Here is a 24,634-nt window from a genome sequence, read left to right as displayed (position 1 = left end):
AACAAGCTGTGGATAATTTTGAGCGCCGGCGCCGGGCGCCGAGTTGTCCACAGTTTGTACGTCGACGATCCCCATTTTTGTCCTTTGCGGGACGTGCTGCTGTCCCGCTAGGCTATCCCCACACACGCCGCACTCGACACGAACGCCCGGCTGGATGCCGTCATTCGCTGAGCTTGCGGATCAGCTTGTCCCAGTCCTCGCGCAGCTTGCCGTCGGTTTCCATCAGCGTGCGGATCTGCCGGCAGGCATGCAGCACGGTGGTGTGATCGCGTCCGGCAAAGGCGTCGCCGATCTCGGGCAGGCTGTGCTCGGTCAGTTCCTTGGTCAGCGCCATCGCCATCTGGCGAGGCCGGGCCAGCGAACGGGTCCGCCGCTTCGACAGCAAGTCCTTGATCTGAAGGCCGTAGTAGTCTGCCACGGTCTTCTGGATGTTGGGGATGCCGATGGCCTGCTGCTGGGCACGCAGCAGGTCGCGCAGGGTTTCCTGGGCGAACTCCGGCGTAATGGCACGACCGGTGAAGTTGGCGCGGGCGGTCAGCGTGTTGAGCGCGCCTTCCAGGTCACGCACGTTGCTGCGCATCTTCTTGGCCAGCAGGAACGCGACTTCCTCGGGAATGTTGGCGCCGCGCTCGCGCGCCTTCGACAGCACGATCTGAGCGCGCGTCTCGAAGTCCGGCGGCTCGATCGCCACCGACAGGCCCCAGGCCAGGCGCGACTTCAGGCGCGGCTCCAGGCCTTCCACTTCGCGCGGATAGCGGTCGCAGGTCAGGATGATCTGCTGCTTGCCGTCGAACAGCGCGTTGAAGGTGTGGAAGAACTCCTCCTGCGTGCGGTCCTTGCCGGCGAAGAACTGGATGTCGTCGATCAGCAGCGCGTCGACCTGCTGGAACTGGCGCTTGAACTGATCCATCGCCTTGTCCTGCAGCGCCTTCATCATCGCGCTGAAGAACTGTTCCGAGCGCAGGTACATCACGCGCATGCCCGGATTGTTCGTGCGCATCGCGTTGCCGGCGGCGAACATCAGATGCGTCTTGCCCAGACCGGTGCCGCCGTACAGCAGCAACGGGTTGTGTGCACGTTCGCCTGGCTTCTGCGCAGCCTGCCACGCCGCGGCGCGGCCGAGCTGGTTGCTGCGGCCCTCGACGAAGTTCTCAAAGGTGTAATGGTTGTCGAGATTGCCCTGGAAGGGCTCGGCGGCCGCACCGGACACCGGCACCGGACGTGGCGCGGGGATGTCGTTGGCGGGCTTGGCGGCACGCGGCAGCGAACCCACTTCCAGGCTGACTTCCTGCGTGCCTGCAAAGTGCAGCAGCAGTTCGCGGATTCTTGCCAGGTAACGCTCGCGTACGTGCTCGACGACGAAGGCGTTCGGCGCGTAGAGAACGGTGATGTCGTCGCGTTGCGTGGCCTGCAGGGGCTTCAGCCAGGTGTGGACGTCCTCTGCCGGATATTCGGCTTCGAGGCGTTCGAGGCAGCGGGGCCAGGCTTCCATGTGTTCGTCGGGTCTTCTTCTTGCTGTGTTGCAGCCTGCCGGAGATGGCAGACAAAGCGGCCGCCGCACGATGCGCGCATCGCGGCGGGCGTGTTCTGGGGGTAGGCCAGACTATCACTGCGACCCGGCGCGGAACAGGACTTGTCCACAGGCCGCTCTACAGGTTAGTCCACAGCACGGATACGCCTGCCAGCACCATGCCGGCATTCGGAACGCGTGGCAGGCTGGCGCCAAAACCTTGGCCCCGAGCCATTGCCGGGCGAAAGGCGGGTTGACCCGGCGCCCGCGGGCCCGCTAGAATCGCCGGTCTTGTCAATCGTTTACGCAGAGCCGGACCATGGCCACCAAGCGCACCTACCAGCCCAGCAACCTCAAGCGCAAGCGCGACCACGGCTTCCGTGCCCGTATGGCGACCGCCGATGGCCGCAAGATTCTTGCCCGTCGCCGCGCCAAGGGCCGCAAGCGTCTCTGCGCCTAAGCGCAGAAAGCCGCCGGCCTGATGGGCCGACCGGCGCTCGCCGGTACCGACACATGACGTCGAACCGCTTCCCGCGCCATGCGCGGGTTCGCGCGCGCCCAGATTTCGATCGCATCTTCCAGCACGGCCGGCGCGTGGCGCTGCCCGTGCTTGCCTTGCATTGGCAGTCCGGTGACGGCGAACCGCGCCTGGGCCTTGCCGTCTCGCGCAAGGTCGATTCGCATGCCGTCGGCCGCAACCGCATCAAGCGGGCGTTGCGCGAATACTTCCGCCATATCCGTGGCGAACTCGCACCCGGTGATTACGTCGTCGTCGCGCGCCCCGGCGCTGCGCGCCGCTCCGGCGCGGAACTCGTCGAGGCCCTGCAGGGTCTGTTGCGCCGTGCCGGCGCGTTGCCCGCGCCAGCCGCGGTGGGCACAATGCCGCCCGCCCCTCCTTCTTCCCCATCCACGCCGGACATTCGTACCGGCTGAGCCCGCCTGTCGCCCATGAACCAGACCCGTGTCTTCCTGATCTTCGCCTGGCTGATGGTGGCGACCCTGCTGTGGATGGAATGGGGCAAGGAGAAGAGCGCTGCCCAAGCCCCCGCCGCGACCACGTCGGCAACGACCGCCACCACGCCGAACAACGGCTCGGTGCCGAGTGCCGCCAATGCCTCCGGCGTACCGGCGGTTCCGCTGGCGCAGATGGGCGCCGCGGGCGCGCAGGCTCCGGCTGCCGGCAAGGGACCGGTGGTCACGGTCACCACCGACGTCCTGAAGGTCACGCTCGACGGCGGCGAGATGCATCGCGCCGATCTGCTGCACTATCCGAGCACGAGCGACGACAACAGCGCGCCGGTTCGCCTGTTCGATGACGTCGCTGGCCGCTACTTCGTCGCGCAGAGCGGCTGGGTCAGCCAGGGCGGCGCCGCGCCGAGCCACGAGCAGGGCTTCCGCGTCGAAGGCAACGCCACCGAATACAAGCTGGCCGACGGGAGCAACACCGTCGACGTACCCTTCGTCTGGACTGGTGCGAACGGCGTGACGATCCGCCGTACCTACACGTTCGGTCGCGCGAATTACGTGGTGAAGGTGCGCGACGAGATCATCAACGCCGGCAGCGCGCCGTGGCAGGGCTACGTCTATCGCCAGCTCAGCCGCGTGCCGCGCGCGCTGGTGAAGAAGGGCCCGATGAGCGCCGAGCAGTACAGCTTCCAGGGCGCCGCGTGGTACAGCGCCGCCGACAAGTACGAGAAGCGCAAGTACGACGCCTTCGTCGAGGACGGCCCGCTCGACAAGCAGGTCACCGGCGGCTGGATCGGCATGCTGCAGCATCACTTCTTTGCCGCGTGGATTCCGGGCTCCAACGATGCCAGCACGTTCTCGCTGGCCACTCCGCCCGGCCCCGGCGGCACGCAGTACCTGATCCGCGAACTCGGCCCCGGCGTCAATGTTGCGCCGGGCGCGAAGGCTGCGACCGAAGCGCGCCTGTGGGTTGGCCCGAAGCTGGTCAAGGCGATCGAAGCGCAGAACGTCCCGGGCCTGGACCGTGCCGTCGACTTCAGCAGCTACAGCCTGATGGCGACGCTCGCCGGCTGGCTGTTCTGGGTGCTGGAGAAGATCTACGGCCTAGTTCGCAACTGGGGCTGGGCCATCGTCGGCCTGGTGGTGCTGATCAAGCTGGCGATGTATCCGCTGTCGGCCGCGCAGTACAAGTCGATGGCGAAGATGCGCAAGTTCCAGCCGCGTATCGCCCAACTCAAGGAGCGCTACGGGGACGACAAGCAGAAGTTCCAGATGGCGATGATGGAGCTGTACAAGAAGGAGAAGATCAATCCGGTCGGCGGCTGCTTCCCGATCCTGCTGCAGATGCCGGTGTTCCTGGCGCTGTACTGGATGCTGTCGGAGTCGGTCGAACTGCGCCACGCGCCGTGGATCGGCTGGATCACCGACCTGACGTCGCGCGATCCGTACTTCGTGCTGCCGCTGATCAACGTGGCGGTGATGTGGTTCACGCAGAAGCTCAACCCGACCACCGGCATGGATCCCATGCAGGCCAAGATGATGCAGTTCATGCCGCTGGTGTTCGGCGTGATGTTCGCCTTCTTCCCGGCCGGCCTGGTGCTGTACTGGGTCACCAACGGCGCGCTCGGCCTGCTGCAGCAGTGGAGGATGGTCAAGCGCTACAGCGAGGAGCCCGCGAAGGCCTGAGCCCATCGCGCCCGCTGACACGACAAAGCCCGCCCACCGGCGGGCTTTGTTTTTCCGGACGCCTCAAGCCACCGGCTTAGCTCCGCTCCCGTCCTTCTGCGACCATAGCCGCATGACCGAGCCCGCCCGCGACACCATCGCCGCCATCGCGACTGCGCCGGGTGCCGGCGGTGTCGGCATCGTGCGCCTGTCGGGCCCGCAATCGCTCGCCATCGCGCAGGCGCTGTGCGATCGCCGGCTCAAGGCGCGCCATGCCCATCACGTCCGCTTCCGAGATGCGGACGGCGAGGCGATCGACGACGGCATCGCCCTGTACTTCGCAGCACCGGCCAGCTACACGGGCGAGGACGTGGTCGAGCTTCAGGCGCACGGCAGTCCGGCGGTCCTGCACGAACTGGTCGCACGATGCGTCGCACTCGGCGCACGTCGTGCCCGACCCGGCGAGTTCAGCGAACGCGCATTCCTCGAAGGACGCCTCGACTTGGCCCAGGCCGAAGCGGTGGCCGATCTCATCGCCGCGGCCGATACGCGCGCCGCGCGCGCCGCCCGGCGCGCGCTCGATGGCGAGTTCTCGCGCCGGGTCGAAGCCCTGGCTGACGAACTGCTGGCGATCCGCGTGCATGTCGAGGCCGCGATCGACTTTGCCGACGAACCGATCGATACGCTCGGCGGCGCGCAACTGCGCGCACGCCTCGCCAGCACGGCCACGGCGCTGGACGATCTGCTGCGCGCGGCCGAGCGCGGCCGCCGTTTGCGCGAAGGTCTGCACGCGGTGATCGTCGGGCCGCCGAACGCCGGCAAGAGTTCGCTGCTCAATGCGCTGGCCGGCCGCGATCGCGCCATCGTCACCGATATCGCCGGCACCACCCGCGACCTGCTGCATGAGGTCGTGCGCATCGACGGCGTCGAGCTGACCCTGGTCGATACCGCCGGATTGCGTGAAGGCGGCGATGCGATCGAGCGCGAAGGCATGCGTCGTGCGCGCGGAGAACTTGAACGCGCCGACCTCGCCATCGTCGTGCTCGATGCGCGCGACCCCGACAGCGGCACCGCGGCGGTGGCGGAATCGATCGCGGCGGTGCCGGCCCGGCTGTGGCTGCACAACAAGGCCGACCTGCTGGCGGCCATCCCGGAGCCGCTGGCCGACGTCGTCCACGTCTCCGCCCGCACCGGCCTGGGCCTGGATGCGTTGCATGCGCGCCTGCGCGAGCTGGCCGGCGGCGATGACACGGCAGGCGAGGGCGAGTTCACCGCGCGGGCGCGGCACGTAGACGCGCTGATGCAGGCGCGCGAGGAACTGGCCGCGGCACGCGTCCACCTCGATCTCGAGGCCCTCGACCTGGCCGCGGAAGGGTTGCGCCTGGCGCACGACCAGTTGGGCGAGATCACCGGCAAGGTCCGCGCCGACGACCTGCTGGGCCACATCTTCGCCAGCTTCTGCATAGGCAAATGAGACCGCGCGCACGGAACTCCGGCCTTGCAGGCCGCTCCCAAACCTGCGCTGTTCATGCAACTTCGACTTGACAAAAACGGCGCTCTGTCGCGTCCTTATAGCCGTGTGCCCGCTCTGGCGCACTTCAGGGGAGTTTTGCCAATGACTGTCGTCCATTCCAACGGCCGGCCTGTGCGCCGGTTGTCTGTCGTATCGAAGTTGACCGCCGCGCTGGCGCTGGGCTGCGCGCTGGCGGCTTGCAGCAAGCAGGAAGCCGCACCGGAAGCGGCCACCACCACCGCCGCCAGCACCGCTGCGCCGGCCGTGACCGCCGATACCGCCGTCTCCGCCAAGGTCTCGGCCATGACCGCCGACCAGCTGCGCGAAGCCGGCAGCAAGGCCTACGGCGAAAACCGCCTGTACGCCCCGGCCGGCGACAACGCGGTCGAGTACTACCTGGCCCTGCGCGACAAGGCACCCGGGGATGCCGCCGTCGCCAGCGCCCTGACCGACCTTCTGCCGATGACCGTCATCGCCACCGAGCAGAGCGTCAATCGCGAGGACTTCGCCGAGGCACAGCGCCTGGCCGCCCTGCTTGAGAAGGCAGACTCCCAGCATCCGGCGCTGGCCCGCCTGAAGGCGAGCATCGGCGCACAGCAGGCCGCCGTCGCCAAGCGTGCCGAACAGCAGGCGCTGACCGCGGAAGAGCAGGCCAAGAAGCAGGCCGAGCTCGAGAAGAAGCGCCTCGAGGACCAGAAGAAGCAGCAGGATTCGGCCGCCAAGCAACTGGCGACCCAGCAGGCCTCCGACAAGGCAGCGGCGGACAAGGCCGCTGCCCAGGCGGCTGCGGAAAAGGCGGCAGCCGACAAGGCCGCCGCCGATCGCACGGCAGCCCAGCAGCGCCAGCAGGCTGCCGCTGTTCCGGCTGCCGCAACCGCGAGCGCGGACCTGCGTGCGTTGTCGACCCCGGCCCCGCGCTACCCGCCTGACGCGCTGCGCGCGAACCAGTCGGGCGAGGTGCAGGTCGAGTTCACGGTCGCCAGCGACGGCTCGGTCACGGCCGCTCGCGTGGTGCGTTCCAACCCGGCACGCATCTTCGATCGCGAAGCCGTCGCCGCCGTGCGCAAGTGGCGCTTCCAGCCGGTGCCCGCACCGGTCACCACGCGCCGCACGATCAGCTTCAACCCGGGCGGCTGATCCCAGGTCACCGAAGCATGAAAAAGCCCGGCGCGAGCCGGGCTTTTTCTTTGGGTGAACACAATGCCACCGGATGCTCACCGGGCGCGCCCGGTGATCGCGCCATCAGCCCGAGATCGCCAACCGCTCCTGGTGATAACGCCGCACCGCGGCGATCCACAGCAGCGCAGCCAATCCGAAACCGGCCGCCAGGTAGATCATCCACACCTGCGAGGTGATCGCCTCGCCGCGGATGATCTTCAGCAGCAACTGATTCTGCGCCAGGAACGGCACCGCGAACTGCCACAGTTGCGTGCGGATCGGATTCACCGCCAGTGCGATCGTCGGGATCATCGGCAGCAGCATCAGCCAGGTCATGTGGCTCTGCGCCTCCTTCATGCTCTTGGCGGCCGCCGACAGATACGTCAGCAGCGTCGTACCGATGAACAGCATCGGCAACAGCACCAGCAGCATCTTGCCGATCGCGGCGAAGCGCACGTCCATCATCTTCGCGGTGCCGCCGGCCAGTTGCGCGCTGAGCTTGAACGCCAGCAGCGTCAGCAGCAGCGACGCCAGCCCGAGCATGCACGCCGCCGCGATCTTGCCGCTGACGATCGCGCCGCGCTTGGCCGGCGTTGCGAGCAACGGTTCCAGCGATTGCCGTTCGCGCTCGCCTGCGGTGGCGTCCATGATCAGGTAAGCGCCGCCGAGGAACGACATCAGGATCAGCAGGTACGGCAGGATCGCCGACAGCATCGAGCCGCGCTTGGCATCCTCGGTCGCCAGGTCGCGGCTGCCGACGTTGAGCGCTCGTGTCACCGACGGATCGATGCCGCGCGCGAGCAGGCGCAACGCACCCACCTGGTCGCGATAGGCCGACAGCGCCGCGCGCACGCGCGCACCCGGGATGTCGGTATTGCGGCGCGTGCTGTCCTGCACCACTTCGACCAGCGCCGGACGGCCGTCATGCCAGTCCTTCGCGAACTCCGCGCCGATGCGCAGGCCGACGTCGACCTCCTGGTTGACGATGGTGGCGTCGAGATCCGCAGGCGCCTTGGTGGCCTTGATGCCCTGCGTGGCAAGGAACGCGACGAGATTCGGCGCGCGTTCGATGCCCGCGGTCGGGACTTCCAGCACCTGGTCCAGCTGGGTCTTGGCGCGGCTCTCGGCCAGGTAACCGATGCCGATCATCAACACCGGATACAACAGAGGGCCGAGCAGCAACGCGAGCGCCAGCGTACGGCGGTCGCGGGAGATGTCGCGAAGTTCCTTGCGCAGCACCGACCACGCGGTGGCGAAAGCATTGGGTTGCTTGTCCGTGCGCATCATGCGTGCAGGCCCTCCTCCGAGCCGATGGCCTTGACGAACGCATCCTCGAGGTTGGCCTCGCCGGTTTGTGCGCGCAGTTCATCGGCGGTGCCGGAAGCGACCACGCGTCCCTGCGCGATGATGACGATGCGGTCACACAGTGCCGCAACCTCCTGCATGATGTGGCTGGAGAAGATCACGCAGCGTCCCTCCGAACGCAGCTGCTGCAGGAACCCGCGCATCGCGCGCGTGGTCATCACGTCCAGGCCGTTGGTCGGCTCGTCGAGGATGACGTTCCTCGGGTCGTGCACCAGCGCACGGGCGATCGCGGTCTTGGTGCGCTGGCCCTGCGAGAAGCCTTCCGTCTGCCGATCGAGGATGTCGTCCATCTGCAGCGCCGCCGACAGGACCTGCGTGCGTTGCGCGATGGCGGCCTGCGCCATGCCGTGAAGCTCGCCGAAGTAGGCGATGTTCTCGCGGGCGGTGAGGCGCTTGTACACGCCGCGCGCATCGGGCAACACGCCGAGCGCGCGACGCACGGCAGCTGGATCGCGTGCGGCGTCGACGCCGTCCACCAGCACTTCGCCGGCGTCGGGCTTCATCAACGTGTAGAGCATGCGCAGCGTCGTGGTCTTGCCGGCGCCGTTGGGGCCGAGCAGGCCGGTGATCTCGCCGTCGCGCGCCTCGAAGTGGACGCCGTCGACGGCTCGCACCGTGCCGGTCTTGGTCTTGAAACTCTTGTGCAAATCTTTGGCGATGATCATGGAGTCGGTCCTTGTCGTGTCGCGCGCGGCGCGCTCACGGTTCCCATCCGTTGAAGCCGGTGAAAGGCGGCACGTAGCCGATGGCGTCGAGGCACTGCGCATCGAGCTTCCGCGCATCCGTGGTCTCGAGGAACTGACCCACCAGCTTGGGCATGCAGCCGGTGCCGCCGACGTTGTGACCCTGTCCGCGCAGCACCAGGTGGCGGCCGTTGGGCAGGCCTTTCAGCACCGCTTCGGCATAGGCGGGCGGCGTCACCGGGTCGATTTCGCCGGACATCAGCAGCGCCGGCACCTTTGATCGCAGCGGCTCGCTGAAGGCTGCCGGACGCGTGCCATGCGGCCACTGCTGGCAGGCGGCGAAGAACGCATTGGCCATGTCGCCGCCGAGCACCGTGCCTGCGTCGTCAGGATCTGGACGGTAGCGATCGGCATCCTCCGCGCAGATGACCGACCACTGCATGCCACGGTTCATCTGCCCGCCCATCTCGCGCGTCATCATCTGCGCCAGCGCCATCAACGGCGCGTAGCGGCCGCGGTCGGCCTCATCGATGACCACCGGCAGCAGCGACGCCATCTGCGGCATGTACGAGAACATGTGGGTCAGGCCGACGACCGTATCGGCAGTCAAGGTGTCGCGACGGATCTCGGCGCTGGAGGGGTCGCGATACTCGACCTCGACCGGCGCTTTCTGCAGGCGATCCTTGAGCGTGCGCAGCTGGGTGCGCAGGTCCTGCGGGAAACGGTCCCGGCAGCTTGCCAGCTGGCGGCATTGAGCGACCTGCAAGCCAAGCGCGCGCTCGAACGTACGCGCGAACTCGCCGCCGACCACCAGCGTGTTCGGCGCGACGCCGTCGAGCACGATCGCGCGCGTGTGTTCCGGGAAGCGCGCCGCGTACTGCTGCGCCACGCGCGTGCCGTAGGACACGCCGACCAGGTTGATCTTCTGCACGCCGAGCGCGCGCCGCACCTGGTCCAGGTCGCCGATCGCTTCGGTGGTCGTGTAGAAGCGCGGATCGGCCTTGCCGGCGAGCGCCTGCGCGCAACGGCCAGCGAATCCCGAGATCGCATCGGCATTGGCTTCGTCGGTCTCCTGCAGCGCCAGGTCCTTGCCCTGCGCGTCGCGGCACTGCAGCGGACTGAGCTTGCCGGTGCCGCGCTGGTCGATCAGCACGATGTCGCGCTGCTTGCGTACGTCGCGCAGCGCCATGTCGACTTGCGCGGCGTACTCCGTCGCTGCCTGGCCGGGGCCACCGGCAAGGAAGAACACCGGGTCAGACGTGCCGCCGGCCTGGTCCCTCGCCGGCAGCCACGCGATGTTGAGCGGGATCTTGCGGCCCTTCGGCTGGGCCGGGTTTTCGGCGACTTCGAACTTCGCGCACTGGGCGTCGATGCTCGACGGTGCCATCGGGCTGGACAATGTGCATGGCTCGAACGCGATCGAGCCGAAAGTGCGTACCGCCAGGTCCTGGCCGTTCGCGCCGTTGCTGCCGTCGCAGGCCGACAACAGCCACACCGCGGCCAGCGCGGCGATTCCTATCCGGGTATTGCGCATGTCTCCCTCTCGTCCTTAAGGCAAAGCGCCCTGAGCATGACAGACGGGGGCAGACGAAAAAATGTGACCGAAGACGGGGGGTGCTGCACGCAGTGTCGATCGCCCGCACCGCGAGCCCGTGCTGCGTTCACAACAGAGGGAACGGCGCTGATAACCTGCGCGGCATTCGACCGCGCCCGGCCGGGCAATGAAGGGTATGAAGCAGGCGATTTCATCTGGACTGGCCCTGACCTGCCTGTTGGGCATGGCGTCGTGCGCACGCACGCCTGAAGAGCCTGCATTCTCGGAGGAGCTGCCGGCGGCGCTGGCCTCCGCAACACTGTCCAGGCAAGGCGTGATCTGTCCGCTCGAGTCGGTCAATGGCGTCGGTACGCGCAGGCTGACGCCGCTCGTCCCTGGATCCGTGGCCGAGTTCACGGGCTGGAGCACGGTTGCGGATGCGGAAAGGCCGACGCCACCGCTCCTGCACATCGTGATCCGGTCGCAGGTCGTCGGGGCCGCGGACCAGTTTCTGCCGGCGGTGCGCATTCGGCGGCCTGACATCGCAAACGGCAACCCGCGCCTGATCGCGGCAGGTTATTCGGCGCGCGGCAAACTGCCGGCCGTCCCCGGCGCCTACAACGTGATCGTTTGGGTGGGCGATGACGAGCGCCAGATCGAATGCGACACCGGAGTGTTGTTGACCGTGCGCTGAATTTGGCTAGGCTTGCGGTTCCTTGGGGAAGGGACTACCTGATGCACGCAGTTCGAGTCTGCACGCTGGCTTTTGCCATGGCCGCGGTCGGCACCGCCCACGCGGGCGAGGGTTATGCCGTGGCGGCCAACCCCGCCCTACGCGTTTCCATAACCCCGGCATCGCCAGCGGAACGCGGTGCCCTGATCCATCAGTTCGTCACGAAATGGGGCAGCTATGTCGAGCAGATCTATGGACTCGATGCTGGTGTCTGGTCACAGCGTCTCGTGCCGCAGTTCGCGCACGGCGACTCTGCCAACCTGCGTCGTGCCGTGCGTCGCGACACCTTCGAGGGTGCCATGGCCGAACTCAGCGGCCGCGGCCAGCAACTGACGGACGATGCCGCCATCACGATGCTGGCCAAGGCTTCGATGGTGCCGCTCACCGTGCAAACGAGCAATGTGATGCCGATGGCACTGGGAGATGCCGAGGGCGACCTCGTCTACACGCCGCTGCAGCCTTGCCGCATCGCCGATACCCGCAACGTTGCGGCGGGCCCGATTGCCGCCAATGCAAGCAGAAACTTCGTCGCCTGGGGCATGCAGAGCTATGCCGCGCAGGGCGGCAGTCCTACCGACTGCGGGCTTGCCACTGCCAGCCCGGCGGCCGTCGTGGTGAACCTGACGACGGTCACCCCCCAAGGGGCGGGCTACGCGACCGTGTATCCCTATGGCGAGTCCCGGCCAAACGCATCGAGCCTGAACTACAAAACCGGCGATATCGTCGGCAACTCGATGATCGCCAAGCTCGCAGCCGGTACGCCATCGTTCGATTTCACGCTGTATTCCTATGCGCAGGCGGATTACGTCGTCGATATCGTTGGTTATTTCGATGCACCCAAGGCCACGCCGCTGGAGTGCACCGACATCAGCCAGGTCGTCAATATCGCGGCGGGCGAACGCGGATATGCGGCCCTGACCTGCCCGACGGGCTACACGGCGACAGGTGGTGGCGTGCGCAGCCCCGACAACGCCAACCAGGTGCTACAGGCTTCCGGTCCCAACCAGCCGGACGGCAACGAGTGGTTCTCCTCGGTACTCAATAGCGGTGCCAGCGCCAAGGACTTCACCTTCAGTGCCCGTTGCTGCCGGGTGCCCGGCCGATAAGGCAACGGAGGTCTAGCGCTCCTGCCGCCGAACACCCTTCGGCGGTTGTGCGCCGGGCGCATCGCGCGTCACCTTCGCCCTGGCCCTCTGCTTCAACGGTTCCAGGAGCCTGGTGGATCCGGATCTCTGGCGGGAAGAACTACTGGAGCCAGAGACTGCTGGACGCGGGGCCCCGACCAGATCCGCCGCGACTTGCTTGGCCGCGCCGGACGGACAATCCGTGCGGTAGTAGATGGCATAGCTGCGACTGGAGTGACCGATGTCCTTGCAGCCGTCGCCGTTGAAGTCGGCGATGTGGGTCGAGCTCATGACCGGCTGTTGGCCCGACGAGTTGCTCGGTTCGGCCCGGACCAGCAACGGCTCGGAAAGGACGCCGCCTTCGGTGCTGAAGAGCACATAGACGTGATCGCCGCCGAAGATCACCAGATCGTCGTCGCCATCGTCATCCAGGTCGGACGCCAGCATGCTGTTGTGCCGCACGGAGTAAAGGATTTCGTAGCGCTTGCTGGACCTGAGCCTGAATCCTTCGTCGGTCAGGCCGTAGATCCTGATCGCCTGGTAGACCCTCACGCTATTGGGCGTCGGGTATTCCTTCTCCTGATTCGTCACCGCGATCTCACGTTCGCCGCGTTGCGAGTCGAACCGGCCCACGGCGACGGCATCCGGCCACTGCGGTGCATTATCGACGTGCAACGGTTCGCCGAAGAAGAACTCCTTCGCGCCGCGATTGAATCCGAGGTGGCCAAAGCCCCAGGGGTCAACCGTAAACATGTCGGTGCGGCCGTCCGCGTCGATATCGTCGAGCACGAAGCCGCCGCCCGGACTGGTGCCGCCCACGCCGGGCCTACCGTAGTCGAGCACGTAGACGGGATTTTCAAAGGCAAGCTGGCCCTTGCCCTTGAACACGGCCAGCGCGTTGTAGCTCTTGACCATCAGTTCCAGCTGGCCATCGCCGTCCAGGTCCTGAGCGCGTTTCATGCCGGCCTGGATCGGCGAAGTGATCCGCGCGGCTTCCTGGTACTGGCCATCGTTGCCACGCTTGAGTACGGCCAGATCACGGCTGCCGCCCACGCCCAGGACCAGCTCCGCCTTGCCGTCCTGGTCGAGGTCCGTGAACAGTGCGCCTTCGGTGTAGTACTTGACCTTGTTGCCCGGCGCATAGGTTTGCCGCGTGGCCAGCGACATCGTGCCGTCCGCTTGCTGTACGTACACGTAGAACTGGTAGTCCTCGCTGACCGCAGCGCCGAAGCCATCGGTGAAGAACACGACATCCATCCGGCCGTCGCCGTTGGCGTCGCCGACCGCCGAGTACTCGACATTACGGTTGTAGTTGGCGTTCTGCTCCATCGGCAGTTTCACGCCCTTGGCGAACTGCGCGGCATGCACGCTTGCGCATGCACCCAGCAGCAGGCATGCGGCGAGCAACGAATGTCTGGGTGACCTAGGGCTCATAGGGTGTCGGAGTCAGACCGGATAGGGCGAGCGCCGCGATCACTCGCCGCGCGGGGCGGGCGGAGGCGGCGCCGTGTACTGCGCACGGACCTGGCTGCGGTTGTTCCTGGTGTTGGAATCCCCAGCATCGTCCTGGAGGAAAGCGGTGACCTGGAGCTCAGCCGATTTCCCGGGCACGGCGCGCACCGGGAACGCATACGTGTAGCGGTCGCCCGGCGACAGTGCGGGCAGGTAACAGTCAAAGATGCGGCGCGGCGCGCGGGCCTGCTGCGCTGCGCACTCCGGAGGCGCCTGCACGACGAGGTCGAGCGCGCTGTCGTCAAGGATGGCCGGTGCCACGACCACCCGCACGAAGCGCTCGTGCGACGGGGCGGAGCCGGCGAGATAGTCGATGGACGCCTTGGCTTGGCCATGGGCGAAGCTTGCCGACACGAGGAGGTCGGATGCGGGTTCGCAGCCGCGGCCACGGAAATACAGCAGGCCGGCGCCCTGCGGACCGGCTGAACGCATCGCGATGAGGTCGCGGCAGCCATCGGCATTTAAGTCGCCGGCAAACAGTCGTCCGTAATCCAGGTTGGACGCGACGGTCTTGTTGTCCGTGGCGAACTGGCCCGGGGCCGTCTGCAACGCGACGCTGAGCCACCCCTGCCCACCAAACGTGGTGATCTTCTCGGAGAGGACGGCGAAGTCCGTCAATCCGTTGTTGTCGAAGTCCCCGATCAACGGCGGTCCCGGCAAAGACAGCGGAGCAAAGGAGCCGGCTTCGGCGAACTGCGTCGGCGTGGTCTGCAGCTCGACCAGGACTTCGGCATGCGACATCAGCTGAATACTGCTCAGGCGATCGGGCAGGCCGTCGCCATCGATGTCGCCGTACTGGGCGTCGCCAGGCGTGGAATCGGTGATGGGAGCGGTCACCAGCTGGCGCCAGGGCTCCTGGCGGAACAGGCACAGCGTGGTGCAGCGGCCTTCGATGGCGTCGTAATACCCATCGCCATCCAGGTCGATCTGCTGGCGCACGGGCGGCGTCGAGACATAACGCGAGTCGTCGATGCCGCTGAAGACGAAACGGTCGCCCTGATAGCGCGTGAACCCGTGGCGTCCCCGCTGCGAATCGGTGTCGTGGACCACGTGGTACCAGATTGCGTAGCGATACTCGAGTTGCGGCGTCGTGTTGTCGTCGTCGTAATAGGCGAAGAACAGGTCGTCGTAGCCGTCCTGGTTGACGTCCACCAGGCTGAAGGCTTCATCGCGCAGATAGCCTTCGACGTAGCGTTGGGTCAGTTCCTGGCCGTCGGGCAGGATTTCGAGCACCTCGAAGCCGCCGGCGGGCAACGAGTAGTCGTCGATCACACTCTTGTAGAGGATCTCCTGCGCCGGATCGCTGTCGAAATTGAACAGCTTCAACTGGTCCGGGCTGCAGTTGCACGCATGGAAGCGTGGAAACTCGAAACCGCCGCCGCGGCGTTGCAGCATGATGCCGATGCGCCCGGACATGGAGGTCTGACCGGTGGTGGCCCGATGCAAGGTGACGATATCGTCGAGGCCGTCGCCGTTGACGTCGCCGATGGCGAGCTGCTCGATGCCGTTGGCGAGTCCGGAATCGACGTACAGGTCGATGGGCTCGTCGAACTCATGCGCGCGGGCTGGGAGGGCCGGAACGATAAGCGCGAGCAGGGCCAAGCCGGCCATGTGCCGGATCAGTGACCGGATCATGCCCGTCGCGCCCGCCGTCGATCGCTGCCCGCCTGCTGCCGCAAGGCTCGCATCCATGAACTGCCCCGTCCCCTTCCCCGGACGGGAATCTAGCATGACCCCATGAGGCCAGTGCAGCGTCGGCAGCAGGAACTGTGCCGTGCGCGGCATGCGCCGCCAGCTGACGCATGCGTGGCGGGGGATCCGCCGCTTACTTGCTGCTGACGTACTTCTCGCGACGGATCTGCGGCACCGGCAGGCCGCACTCCTTCAGCGTCTCGAAGCAGGCATCGACCATGTTCGGGTTGCCGCACAGGTAAGCGATGTCGTGTGCGAGGTCCGGCGCGAACTCGGCCAGGTGCTGCTGCACATAGCCGCGGCGCACGTCCGGGTGCGCGTTCTCGGGCAGTTCGCGCGAGAAGCACGGGACAAAGCGGAAGTTCGGGTGCTTGTCGGCGAAGGCGCGGAACTCGTCGCCGTACAACAGCTCCACCGGCGTGCGTGCGCCGAACAGCAGCACGACTTCGACGCCGCGCTGGCGCATCAGCGTTTCCAGTTGCGGCAGCATGGCCCGGTACGGCGTCACGCCGGTGCCGGTGCCGATCAGCAGGTAGCGCTTGTTGGAATCGGCCGGCATCAGGCAGAAGCGGCCGAACGGGCCGCTGGCATCGACCGTGCCGCCGATGTCCAGGCCCTCGAACAGCGCCGTCGCGGCACCGCCAGGCACGTAGCTCACCGCGATCTCGACCGCCTCGCCCGGACCGAGCGCGTGGTCGTGGATCGTCGCAAGCGAATAGCTGCGCTTGGTCGCGGTGCCGTCGGCGTACTGGAAATGGACCTGGATGAACTGGCCCGGGATGTAATCGAGCGGCTGGCCGTCATCGCGGACGAACGTGTAGTGGCCCACGGTGGGGGCCAGCATGCGACGCGAGACGAGCTTGAGAGGGAAGTGCTGGATGGCCACGAGGGTACCGACAGGGCTGCAACAGAGTGTGGCCGGAGTGCCACCGTGAGGCCGCCTATACTAACGGCAACGAACCGATGATGGCCGCGTGCCCCGCGGCGCAGGCACCCCCGACATGAACCAGACCGCCGCGGTCCCGGCCGCCGCTCCCACCCTGTCCGTCCCCGCCTTGTCCGTGCGCGATCTGCGCAAGACCTACGACGGCGGCCCCAACAAGGCGGGCGTCCAGGCGCTCAAGGGCGTCTCGCTCGACGTGGCACCGGGCGACTTCTTCGCCCTGCTGGGTCCCAACGGTGCCGGCAAGTCCACGCTGATCGGCATCGTCAGCTCGCTGGTCAACCTGTCGGCCGGCTCGGTCTCGATCTTCGGCATCGACCTTGCCCGCCAGCGCGACGCCGCGATGCGCATGATCGGCCTGGTGCCGCAGGAGCTGAACTTCAACATGTTCGAGAAGCCGCTCGACATCCTGGTCAATTACGCCGGCTTCTACGGCGTGCCGCGCGAGGAGGCGATCCGCCGCGCCGAGGTCGAGCTCAAGCGCGCGCACCTGTGGGAGAAGGCCACGATGATGAGCCGCACGCTCTCGGGCGGCATGAAGCGCCGGCTGATGATCGCGCGGGCGATGATGACGCAGCCGCGCCTGCTGATCCTCGACGAGCCCACCGCCGGCGTCGACATCGAGATCCGCCGTGGCATGTGGAAGACGCTGAAGGAGATCAACGCCGCCGGCACCACGATCATCCTGACCACGCACTATCTCGAGGAAGCCGAGAGCCTGTGCCGCAACCTCGCCATCATCGACCGCGGCCGCATCGTCGAGCAGGGTCCGATGAAGGCGCTGCTGGCCAAGCTCGACGTCGAAGGCTTCCTGCTCGACATCGACGGCCACCTGCCGCCGTCGCTGCCGGTCATCGAAGGCACCACGCTGATGGCCGCAGACGATCACACGCTCGACATCGAGATGCCGCGCGCGATGGACCTCAACCGCGTCTTCGCCAGCCTCAACGAGGCCGGTATCCGCGTGCGCTCGATGCGCACCAAGTCCAATCGGCTGGAAGAACTGTTCGTGCGCCTGACCGGCGAGAACGCACAGGACAGCACCGTACAGACGACGCCGGAGCAGGTCGCATGAACCAGGTCAGCACCTCCGCCACGCGCGAACCCACCGACATGCAGCGCAACCTCGTCGCGCTCGGCACGATCGTGCGCCGCGAAGTCAACCGCATCCTGCGCATCTGGGGCCAGACGCTGGTGCCGCCGGCGATCACGATGACGCTGTACTTCCTGATCTTCGGCGGCCTGATCGGCTCGCGCGTCGGCGAGATGGACGGCATCCGCTACATGGATTTCATCGTCCCCGGCCTGGTGATGATGAGCGTGATCCAGAACAGCTACGGCAACATCTCATCGAGCTTCTTCGGTGCCAAGTTCGGACGCCACGTCGAGGAGCTGCTGGTCAGCCCGATGCCGAACTGGGTGATCCTCACCGGCTACGTGGCCGGCGCGGTGCTGCGCGGCCTGATGGTCGGCGTCATCGTGCTGTTGATCTCGATGCTGTTCACCAAGGTGCGCCTGCCGCATCCGCTGGTGACGCTGACGACGGTGCTGCTGGGCGCGACGATCTTCTCGCTGGCCGGATTCGTCAACGCGGTCTACGCGAAGAAGTTCGACGACATCGCGATCGTGCCGACCTTCATCCTGACCCCGCTGACCTACCTGGGCGGCGTGTTCTATTCGGTGAAGCTGCTGCCGCCGTGGGCCGAGGCGATGACGCACGCCAATCCGATCTTCTACATGGTCAATGCGTTCCGCTATGGCCTGCTCGGCGTCAGCGACGTGCCGCTGTGGGTCGCGTACGCGCTGATGATCGGCTTCGTGGTGCTGCTGGCCTCGCTCGGCCTGTGGCTGCTCAAGCGCGGTGTCGGGCTGCGCAGCTGAACGGGTCAGCCGCAACGTTTTCTTGCGGTCGCCATTAAGCACCACCCGAGAGGGTGGCGGCGGTAATCGCGAGCCGCGTCCGGCGTAACCTTTAATGACGGCGTCCGAGTATCGACGCCGGCAGGGAGTACGCCATGAACGTTCGTCCCCTTCTTCTCACGCTCGTGTTGGCGAATCCATTCGCAGCGCAGGCGTCGCCTCCGGCGTCCACCAGCATGCTGACAGTCGACTGCGGTCATCCCGAGTGGCCTTCGTTGCGCGAGTTCGCCGAACAATTCGGGTTCGATGCATTCGACCCGGCATATCGGGTCCGCCAGCGCATGATCATCAAAGCCCTGCGGGCTTGCAGGCGTGGCGGCGACCAGTTGCAGGTCGTACTCGAACCGGACGCCGACACGCAGGCAATGGTGGCCAGACGCTATCCATGACCGCGAGGTCGTGACCGCGCCCATGCGCTGCGCTCAGTCGCAGTTGACGCGAGCTCCAGAGGCCACGCACTGCGTCGGGAAGCCGTGCTCGCGCCAGTACGCGAGCAGGCCGCTGCGGCTCAGGTAATCCTGGAACGCCGGATCCTGACGGAGCGCGCGTGACTCCGGTTGCCAGAACACCAGCTGGTAGGACGCATAGCCGGAGCGCTGCACGCCGTCCAGGGCCTCGATGTCGCGCCGGTAATCGCGCACCGGCAACAGCAGGCGGGTGAAGTCGTAGGGCACCTGGCCATAGAGCGGATGGCTCTCGCTGGTCGCGATCGCCGCGGTCACGTCGTCCCAGGGGCGCCGGCCTTTCAGCGCGGCGACGGCGGCGAGTTCGGAACCGCGCCACGGCATCTCGTTCGGCAGCGAGGCGGCGACACGCTCGGCGACGTCGTAGTCCTTGCGCCAGATCGCGTTGAAGTACAGCGCGGTCTGCGCGCGTTCCGGGTCGGACATCAGCAGGTGTTTCTCCGCTTCGTCATGCCGGCCTAGCGTGTCGAGCAGGCGCCCGCGCAGGAAATGCGTGTTCGAATCGAAGGGCGCCACCGCGAGCGCCTCGTCGGCCTCGCGCAGCGCCTGGTCGACATAGCCCATCGTCGCCAGGCTGGCCGCATGCCAGCCACGGAACATCGGGTCCGAGGGCGCCAGCTCGATCGCGCGTCGAGACAGCGTCATGCACTCGGCCCACTCCTGCAGGCGGCAGGCGCGGCGGGCCAGCACCGAGTGCGCATCCGGCTGGTGTGGATCGAGTTCCAGTGCCCGTGCCGCTGCTGCTTCCGCCTCGGCGCGCAGTTCGTCGCGGCCCAGCGCCGCCGCCAGCGACCGCACCCACAGGATCGACGCCAGTCCGCCCCAGGCACGTGCGTAGTCCGGATGCTCGCGCAACAGGTCGCGTATCTCCGACTCGGCCTCGCGCATCGAACCCGGGTCGAGGTTGTCGCGGGCGGGATGCCGCGCAAGCAGGTAGCGCCGGTACAGCGCCGGATCCTCACGAGATGGCAGCGCGACCGGCTTGCCCAGGTGCAGCTGCAAGGCGCTGGCGATGGCGTAGGCGATGTTTCGTTGCAGCACGAAAATGTCGCCGAGCTGGCGGTCGAAGTCCTGCGCCCACACGGTGCGGTCACTGCCGGCTTCGACCAGGCGAAGGCTGATGCGCAGGCGATCCCCGTCCTGTCGCACGCCGCCTTCAAGCAGATGGGTCGCGTGCAGGCGTTTGGCGATGTCGCTCAGCGGCAATCTGGTATCGCGGAACTGGAACGACGATGTTCGCGACGTGACGCGCAGGCCGTCGATCCGCGAGAGCTGGCCGATCAGTTCCTCGCTGAGGCCGTCGGCGAACGCCTGCCCGCGAGGATCGTCGCCGGTCGCGCGCAGCGGCAGCACCGCCAGCACCGGTGTCGCCACGGCGCCGGAAGCCACCGGCGCACTTGCGGAATCGGCGGGCGCCAGCATCCGCCACGCCGTGAATGCCCCGAGCAGCACGATGGCCAGCACGCCGAACAGCAACCATGAGCGCGCCGGGCGCGGGAAGATCCCGTCGCGATCCGCGGTGCGCAACCGCACCGTGGCGTCATCGGGATCCTCGGGTTCGGGCCGAACTTGCGGGCTCGCAGGGGCTTCGATACCCGACGCTGCCGGATCGGGCAGGTCGAAGCGGTAGCCGTAGCCATGCACCGTGTGCAGGTAGCGCGCCGTGTGCGCGTCCTCGCCGAGGGCGTGGCGCAGCAGCGTCATGATCCGGTTCAGCACGCCGGGCGTGACGTGGCGATGGCCCCACACCGCGTCGAGGATTTCCTCCCGTGAGAACACCTGTCCGGGGGACGCCGCGAGCAGGCTGAGCACGGCGAAGGCCTTGGGTTCCAGCGGCTGCAACTCGCCCGCGCGCAGCAACCGGCGGCCGGACAGGTCGAGGACGAAATCGTCGAAGGTGAGCACGGTGGGGTTCGGTTGGCTCATCGCGGTGTCGCGGGAAGGCCCATTAACGATTACGCGAGGGGGACGACGACGCGGCCTAAGGTTTTCCCAAGCTTTGGCGACGGTCCTCAGAGGTTCGTCACGCCTTCCTCAGCGCGGCCTCAAGACTGAGGGCGGCGACAGCGCGAGTCTGGTCCTGCCGGGAAGGACCCGGGACTGCCAGGAGTCACGCCATGAACGCCAGGATTCTTCTTCTCGCCTTGGCCCTCTCGCCGGCGGCCGCGCTCGCTTCGCCGCCGCACCAGGCCAGCGTCTACGTGGACTGCGACGACCAGCAACGGCCGACACAGCAGGAGGTCGCCGGCCTGACCGGCGCCGACAACTTCAGCCAGGCCTACGACCTGCGCAACCGCCTGATGGTCGAGATCGACCACATGTGCCATCGCCGTGGTGGCGGACAGTTCCAGCTGGTGATCGACTTGCAGAACAAGTCCGATAACGACCGGCGCGACACCAATACCCGTCTCGCCAAGCGTTGAGTTTGACCGAACCGCCGACGGCCCGCGTGCCTCCCGTTCAGCGCGGAGGCAGTCGGAAAAAGGTACGCGCGGCCTCGGTGCTGCTGGCCGCGACTGTGGCGACGTCCTCGCCACGGTCGCGAGCCAGTTCTTCCACGATGTGGGCCAGGAACATCGGCTCGTTTCGCCGGTGCGACGGCGCGGGCTTGATCGTGCGCGGCAGCAGGTAGGGGGCGTCGGTCTCGATCAGCAGCCGGTTGGCCGGGATGTGGCGGACCAGTTCGCGCAGATGCTGGCCGCGACGTTCGTCGCACAGCCAGCCGGTGATGCCGACGTACCAGTCGCGATCGAGGTAGTCGAACAGTTCCTCGCGGGTGCCGGTGAAGCAGTGCACCACCGCCGGCCCCAGTCTGCCCTCGAAGTTCTTCATCATCGCCATGAAGTCGGCGTGCGCGTCGCGCTGGTGCAGGAACAGCGGCTTGCCGGTCTCGCCACCGATCTGCAGCTGCTGTTCGAACGCCCGGCGCTGCGCCGGACGCGGCGAAAAATCCCGGAAGTAATCGAGCCCGCATTCGCCGACGGCCACGACTTCCGGATGCGTGTGCAGCTCGCGCATCTCGGCATCGCACTCGGCGGTGTACTCGCTGGCATGGTGCGGGTGCACGCCGGCGGTCGCGAACAGCTCCCCCGGATGCTTCCGCGCCAGCGCCAGCGCCATCGGCGAATGTTCGCGGCTGGCGCCGGTGATCACCATCTGCACGACGCCGGCCGCGCGTGCGCGCTCCAGCACCGCGTCGCGGTCGTGGTCGAAGGAGTCGTGGGTGAGGTTGGCGCCGATATCGATCAGTTGCATCGGTGAAGTTTAGCCGAGCACGCCCTTTAGACTGTGCGGCGTGACTCGCCCCGCCTCCCCTGCATTCCCGATCGATCCGCTGCTGCCGGAAATCCGCGCATCGCTGGCCGTGCATCCGCGACTGGTGCTGGAAGCACCGCCCGGTGCCGGCAAGACCACGCAGGTGCCTCCCGCCCTGCTCGACGAGCCGTGGCTGGCCGGCCGCAGGATTGTGATGCTGGAACCGCGCCGCGTCGCCGCGCGCGCCGCCGCAGGCTTCATGGCGCGCCAGCGCGGCGAAGCCGCGGGCGAGACGGTGGGCTACCGCATCCGCTTCGAGAACAAGGTGTCGTCGGCGACACGGATAGAAGTTGTCACCGAGGGCATCCTCACGCGGATGCTGCAGGACGACCCGATGCTGGAGAGCGTCGGCGCGCTGCTGTTCGACGAGTTCCACGAACGCCATCTATCGGCCGACCTCGGCCTCGCGCTCGCGCTGGACGTGCAGGCCGGATTGCGCGAGGACCTGCGCATCGTCGTGATGTCGGCCACGCTGGATGGCGAGCGGCTGGCGAAGTTCCTCGACGCGCCCCGGCTGAGCAGCGCCGGCCGCAGCTATCCGGTGGCGGTTTCGCATTTCCCGGCGCGACGCGAGGAAGCGCTGGAGCACCAGACACGGCGCGCCATCGAACAGGCCCTCACGCAGCATCCGGGCGACGTGCTGGTGTTCCTGCCGGGCCAGCGCGAGATTGCGCGCACGCAGGCGGCGCTCGACAACAGCGACGCCACGCGCGTGGCCGATGTGTTGACGCTGCACGGCGAACTGCCGGTGGAACAGCAGTCGCGCGTGCTGCAGCCCGATCCTGACGGCCATCGCCGCGTCGTGCTCGCCACCAACGTCGCCGAATCCAGCGTCACGCTGCCCGGTGTGCGCGTGGTCATCGATTCCGGATTGGCGCGCGAACCGCGCTACGACCCCAACAGCGGATTCGCGCGGCTCGACGTCGTCAACATCGCGCAGGCCTCGGCGGACCAGCGTGCCGGCCGCGCCGGCCGCGTCGCCGAAGGCGTGGCGCTGCGGCTTTGGCCGGAATCGCAGCGGCTTGAGCCGCAACGCCGTCCCGAGATCGCCCAGGTCGAACTCGCCGGGCTGGCACTGGAGCTGGCGGCGTGGGGCGATGCCAACCTGCGCTTCGTCGACACCCCGCCGGGTGGCGCGCTCGCCGCGGCGCGCGAACTGCTGCAGCGCCTGGGCGCGCTCGACGGAGCCGTGATCACCGCGCTGGGGCGCCGCATGCTCGCACTCGGCACGCATCCCAGACTGGCGGCCATGCTGCTGGCACCGCGCGATGCCACCGAACAGGCGCTGGCCTGCGACCTCGCCGCGTTGCTGGAAGCACGCGATGCGCTGCGTCCCGGGCCCGGCCGACAGCGCAGCGACGCGCTGGCCGAGCGTTGGCAGGCGCTGGCGGCGTTCCGCAACGGGCGCGTCGCGCCGGAGGCCTCGCGCTCGTCGCTGGCCGCGCTGGACCAGGCCGCCAAGCAATGGCGGCGCCGCCTGCGCCTCGATGCACCGCCACCGCGCGAAGCGCCGGCGCACCTGCTCGGCGACCTGCTGCTGCATGCGTTTCCCGACCGCATCGCGCGCCAGCATCCGGGCGATCCGTACCGCTACCAGCTCGCCAACGGACGCAGCGCAAAGCTGTTCGACGAGAGTGCGTTGTACGGCGAACCGTGGATCGTCATCAGCGAACTGCGCGACGATCCCCGCGATGCACGTGTGCTACGCGGTGCGCCGCTGGACGAGCAACGCCTGCGCCGCGAGTTTCCCGGCCGCTTCGTCACCGAGGATCGCGTGATCTGGGACGCGGCCGTGCGCGGCATCGCGGCCGTGCGCGAAACGCGCTACGACCGCATCGTCATCGACAGCCGGCCGCTGGCGAAGCCCGACCCGTCGCGCTATGCCGACGCGCTGGTGGACGCGGTGCGACAGCTCGGCCTGCAGGCACTACCGTGGACCGAATCGCTGGCGCAGTGGCGTGCGCGCGTGCGCTGCCTGCGCGCATGGATGCCGGAGCTGGCGCAGGGCGACGCCGCGCTGCCGGACCTGTCCGATACCGCGCTGCTCGCCTCGCTCGACGCCTGGCTCAAGCCGGCACTGACCGGCAAGACGCGCCTGGACGCGCTGGACGAACAGGATCTGGGCGAGGCGCTGCGCTCGACGCTGGACTGGTCGATGCGGCAGAAGATCGATGCACTCGCGCCCACCCGTATCACCGTGCCGTCGGGAATGGAGCGGCGCATCGAGTACGGCTTCGACGACGAGACCGATGCACCGGTCGCACCGGTGCTGGCGGTGAAGCTGCAGGAACTGTTCGGGCTGGCCGACACGCCGCGCATCGCCGACGGCCGCGTGCCGCTGACGCTGCACCTGTTGTCGCCGGGCGGCAAGCCGCTGCAGATCACGCAGGACCTGAAGGGCTTCTGGGATCGCACGTATCCGGAAGTGAAGAAGGAGATGAAGGGGCGGTATCCGAAGCATCCTTGGCCCGACGATCCATGGAGCGCAACGGCCACGCACCGGGCGAAGCCAAGGGGTACGTAGTTCGCCGCATATT

The 24,634-nt window shown here is 67.5% G+C and carries 21 protein-coding genes; 12 read left to right on the top strand and 9 right to left on the bottom strand.

Going from position 1 to position 24,634, the window contains the following annotated elements; genetic code table 11:
• Positions 1 to 160: 160 nt before the first annotated feature.
• The gene (gene dnaA / locus IU514_RS04345) at positions 161 to 1,492 is read right to left on the bottom strand and encodes a chromosomal replication initiator protein DnaA (RefSeq protein WP_194929847.1); all 1,332 of its coding nucleotides are present in this window, start codon (positions 1,490 to 1,492) and stop codon (positions 161 to 163) included.
• 337 nt (positions 1,493 to 1,829) lie between these two features.
• On the opposite strand from dnaA, the gene rpmH reads away from it, so the two are divergent.
• From rpmH to IU514_RS04320, 5 genes are all read left to right on the top strand, one after another.
• The gene (rpmH, locus tag IU514_RS04340; protein ID WP_031374044.1) at positions 1,830 to 1,970 is read left to right on the top strand and encodes a 50S ribosomal protein L34; all 141 of its coding nucleotides are present in this window, start codon (positions 1,830 to 1,832) and stop codon (positions 1,968 to 1,970) included.
• Positions 1,971 to 2,023: 53 nt separating this feature from the next.
• Complete coding sequence (gene rnpA / locus IU514_RS04335) at positions 2,024 to 2,443, top strand: ribonuclease P protein component (protein WP_194929846.1); 420 nt, start codon at positions 2,024 to 2,026, stop codon at positions 2,441 to 2,443.
• Between the two features lie 15 nt (positions 2,444 to 2,458).
• Entirely contained in the window at positions 2,459 to 4,162 is a 1,704-nt protein-coding gene (yidC, locus tag IU514_RS04330) for a membrane protein insertase YidC (protein ID WP_194929845.1), read from the top strand.
• 112 nt (positions 4,163 to 4,274) lie between these two features.
• Positions 4,275 to 5,615 carry a tRNA uridine-5-carboxymethylaminomethyl(34) synthesis GTPase MnmE gene (mnmE, locus tag IU514_RS04325; protein WP_194929844.1) on the top strand — a complete coding sequence of 447 codons (1,341 nt, stop codon included), beginning with the start codon at positions 4,275 to 4,277 and terminating at the stop codon, positions 5,613 to 5,615.
• A gap of 141 nt (positions 5,616 to 5,756) precedes the next feature.
• Positions 5,757 to 6,791 (top strand): energy transducer TonB, encoded by a 1,035-nt coding sequence (locus tag IU514_RS04320; protein WP_194929843.1) that lies wholly within the window; start codon positions 5,757 to 5,759, stop codon positions 6,789 to 6,791.
• Between the two features lie 105 nt (positions 6,792 to 6,896).
• On the opposite strand, the gene IU514_RS04315 is transcribed toward IU514_RS04320, so the two are convergent.
• The 3 genes from IU514_RS04315 to IU514_RS04305 are packed head-to-tail and all read right to left on the bottom strand — an operon-like array spanning position 6,897 to position 10,394.
• Positions 6,897 to 8,096 carry an ABC transporter permease gene (locus IU514_RS04315; RefSeq protein ID WP_194929998.1) on the bottom strand — a complete coding sequence of 400 codons (1,200 nt, stop codon included), beginning with the start codon at positions 8,094 to 8,096 and terminating at the stop codon, positions 6,897 to 6,899.
• Positions 8,096 to 8,842, bottom strand: coding sequence for an ABC transporter ATP-binding protein (locus tag IU514_RS04310; RefSeq protein ID WP_194929842.1), 747 nt, complete (start codon positions 8,840 to 8,842; stop codon positions 8,096 to 8,098). Before IU514_RS04310 ends, IU514_RS04315 begins: the two co-directional genes overlap by 1 nt.
• 34 nt (positions 8,843 to 8,876) lie before the next feature.
• Entirely contained in the window at positions 8,877 to 10,394 is a 1,518-nt protein-coding gene (locus tag IU514_RS04305; protein WP_194929841.1) for an alpha/beta hydrolase, read from the bottom strand.
• 196 nt (positions 10,395 to 10,590) lie between these two features.
• Between IU514_RS04305 and IU514_RS04300 the strand changes: the two genes are divergently transcribed.
• Positions 10,591 to 11,088 (top strand): hypothetical protein, encoded by a 498-nt coding sequence (locus IU514_RS04300; protein ID WP_194929840.1) that lies wholly within the window; start codon positions 10,591 to 10,593, stop codon positions 11,086 to 11,088.
• A 77-nt stretch (positions 11,089 to 11,165) separates the two neighbouring features.
• Positions 11,166 to 12,233, top strand: a complete 1,068-nt coding sequence (locus IU514_RS04295) for a hypothetical protein (RefSeq protein WP_194929839.1) — start codon at positions 11,166 to 11,168, stop codon at positions 12,231 to 12,233.
• 12 nt (positions 12,234 to 12,245) lie between these two features.
• Here the strand turns inward: IU514_RS04295 and IU514_RS04290 are convergent, their stop codons facing one another.
• The 3 genes from IU514_RS04290 to IU514_RS04280 form a co-directional block, all read right to left on the bottom strand.
• Positions 12,246 to 13,580 (bottom strand): FG-GAP repeat domain-containing protein, encoded by a 1,335-nt coding sequence (locus IU514_RS04290; protein ID WP_194929838.1) that lies wholly within the window; start codon positions 13,578 to 13,580, stop codon positions 12,246 to 12,248.
• A gap of 144 nt (positions 13,581 to 13,724) precedes the next feature.
• Positions 13,725 to 15,398 (bottom strand): VCBS repeat-containing protein, encoded by a 1,674-nt coding sequence (locus IU514_RS04285; protein WP_194929837.1) that lies wholly within the window; start codon positions 15,396 to 15,398, stop codon positions 13,725 to 13,727.
• A 190-nt stretch (positions 15,399 to 15,588) separates the two neighbouring features.
• Entirely contained in the window at positions 15,589 to 16,341 is a 753-nt protein-coding gene (locus tag IU514_RS04280) for a ferredoxin--NADP reductase (RefSeq protein WP_194929836.1), read from the bottom strand.
• Between the two features lie 115 nt (positions 16,342 to 16,456).
• On the opposite strand from IU514_RS04280, the gene IU514_RS04275 reads away from it, so the two are divergent.
• The 3 genes from IU514_RS04275 (at position 16,457) to IU514_RS04265 (ending at position 18,707) form a co-directional block, all read left to right on the top strand.
• Complete coding sequence (locus IU514_RS04275; RefSeq protein ID WP_194929835.1) at positions 16,457 to 17,473, top strand: ABC transporter ATP-binding protein; 1,017 nt, start codon at positions 16,457 to 16,459, stop codon at positions 17,471 to 17,473.
• Entirely contained in the window at positions 17,470 to 18,279 is an 810-nt protein-coding gene (locus IU514_RS04270; RefSeq protein WP_194929834.1) for an ABC transporter permease, read from the top strand. Before IU514_RS04275 ends, IU514_RS04270 begins: the two co-directional genes overlap by 4 nt.
• 134 nt (positions 18,280 to 18,413) lie before the next feature.
• A complete protein-coding gene (locus IU514_RS04265; RefSeq protein WP_194929833.1) occupies positions 18,414 to 18,707 on the top strand; it encodes a hypothetical protein in 294 nt (97 codons plus the stop codon).
• Between the two features lie 33 nt (positions 18,708 to 18,740).
• On the opposite strand, the gene IU514_RS04260 is transcribed toward IU514_RS04265, so the two are convergent.
• Positions 18,741 to 20,708 carry a winged helix-turn-helix domain-containing protein gene (locus tag IU514_RS04260; protein WP_194929832.1) on the bottom strand — a complete coding sequence of 656 codons (1,968 nt, stop codon included), beginning with the start codon at positions 20,706 to 20,708 and terminating at the stop codon, positions 18,741 to 18,743.
• Positions 20,709 to 20,899: 191 nt separating this feature from the next.
• On the opposite strand from IU514_RS04260, the gene IU514_RS04255 reads away from it, so the two are divergent.
• Positions 20,900 to 21,205: a hypothetical protein gene (locus tag IU514_RS04255; RefSeq protein ID WP_194929831.1), complete on the top strand. Its 306-nt coding sequence runs from the start codon at positions 20,900 to 20,902 to the stop codon at positions 21,203 to 21,205.
• 37 nt (positions 21,206 to 21,242) lie between these two features.
• Here the strand turns inward: IU514_RS04255 and IU514_RS04250 are convergent, their stop codons facing one another.
• Positions 21,243 to 22,037, bottom strand: a complete 795-nt coding sequence (locus tag IU514_RS04250) for a TatD family hydrolase (protein WP_194929830.1) — start codon at positions 22,035 to 22,037, stop codon at positions 21,243 to 21,245.
• A gap of 40 nt (positions 22,038 to 22,077) precedes the next feature.
• Here IU514_RS04250 and hrpB point away from each other — a divergent pair, with 40 nt between their 5' ends.
• Entirely contained in the window at positions 22,078 to 24,621 is a 2,544-nt protein-coding gene (gene hrpB / locus IU514_RS04245) for an ATP-dependent helicase HrpB (protein ID WP_194929829.1), read from the top strand.
• Positions 24,622 to 24,634 lie beyond the last annotated feature (13 nt).

Source organism: Lysobacter niastensis, assembly GCF_015453285.1.
Lineage (GTDB): Bacteria > Pseudomonadota > Gammaproteobacteria > Xanthomonadales > Xanthomonadaceae > Lysobacter_J > Lysobacter_J niastensis.
The sequence above is the reverse complement of the archived record's forward strand: the minus strand, read 5'-3'. Positions and strand labels throughout refer to the sequence as shown.

Excerpts from the sequence above, each read along its gene's own strand:
- dnaA (WP_194929847.1), bottom strand. The coding sequence starts at position 1,492 with ATGGAAGCCTGGCCCCGCTGCCTCGAACGCCTCGAAGCCGAATATCCG.
- rpmH (WP_031374044.1), top strand. The coding sequence starts at position 1,830 with ATGGCCACCAAGCGCACCTACCAGCCCAGCAACCTCAAGCGCAAGCGC.
- rnpA (WP_194929846.1), top strand. The coding sequence starts at position 2,024 with ATGACGTCGAACCGCTTCCCGCGCCATGCGCGGGTTCGCGCGCGCCCA.
- yidC (WP_194929845.1), top strand. The coding sequence starts at position 2,459 with ATGAACCAGACCCGTGTCTTCCTGATCTTCGCCTGGCTGATGGTGGCG.
- mnmE (WP_194929844.1), top strand. The coding sequence starts at position 4,275 with ATGACCGAGCCCGCCCGCGACACCATCGCCGCCATCGCGACTGCGCCG.
- IU514_RS04320 (WP_194929843.1), top strand. The coding sequence starts at position 5,757 with ATGACTGTCGTCCATTCCAACGGCCGGCCTGTGCGCCGGTTGTCTGTC.
- IU514_RS04315 (WP_194929998.1), bottom strand. The coding sequence starts at position 8,096 with ATGCGCACGGACAAGCAACCCAATGCTTTCGCCACCGCGTGGTCGGTG.
- IU514_RS04310 (WP_194929842.1), bottom strand. The coding sequence starts at position 8,842 with ATGATCATCGCCAAAGATTTGCACAAGAGTTTCAAGACCAAGACCGGC.
- IU514_RS04305 (WP_194929841.1), bottom strand. The coding sequence starts at position 10,394 with ATGCGCAATACCCGGATAGGAATCGCCGCGCTGGCCGCGGTGTGGCTG.
- IU514_RS04300 (WP_194929840.1), top strand. The coding sequence starts at position 10,591 with ATGAAGCAGGCGATTTCATCTGGACTGGCCCTGACCTGCCTGTTGGGC.
- IU514_RS04295 (WP_194929839.1), top strand. The coding sequence starts at position 11,166 with ATGGCCGCGGTCGGCACCGCCCACGCGGGCGAGGGTTATGCCGTGGCG.
- IU514_RS04290 (WP_194929838.1), bottom strand. The coding sequence starts at position 13,580 with ATGGAGCAGAACGCCAACTACAACCGTAATGTCGAGTACTCGGCGGTC.
- IU514_RS04285 (WP_194929837.1), bottom strand. The coding sequence starts at position 15,398 with ATGATCCGGTCACTGATCCGGCACATGGCCGGCTTGGCCCTGCTCGCG.
- IU514_RS04275 (WP_194929835.1), top strand. The coding sequence starts at position 16,457 with ATGAACCAGACCGCCGCGGTCCCGGCCGCCGCTCCCACCCTGTCCGTC.
- IU514_RS04270 (WP_194929834.1), top strand. The coding sequence starts at position 17,470 with ATGAACCAGGTCAGCACCTCCGCCACGCGCGAACCCACCGACATGCAG.
- IU514_RS04265 (WP_194929833.1), top strand. The coding sequence starts at position 18,414 with ATGAACGTTCGTCCCCTTCTTCTCACGCTCGTGTTGGCGAATCCATTC.
- IU514_RS04260 (WP_194929832.1), bottom strand. The coding sequence starts at position 20,708 with ATGAGCCAACCGAACCCCACCGTGCTCACCTTCGACGATTTCGTCCTC.
- IU514_RS04255 (WP_194929831.1), top strand. The coding sequence starts at position 20,900 with ATGAACGCCAGGATTCTTCTTCTCGCCTTGGCCCTCTCGCCGGCGGCC.
- IU514_RS04250 (WP_194929830.1), bottom strand. The coding sequence starts at position 22,037 with ATGCAACTGATCGATATCGGCGCCAACCTCACCCACGACTCCTTCGAC.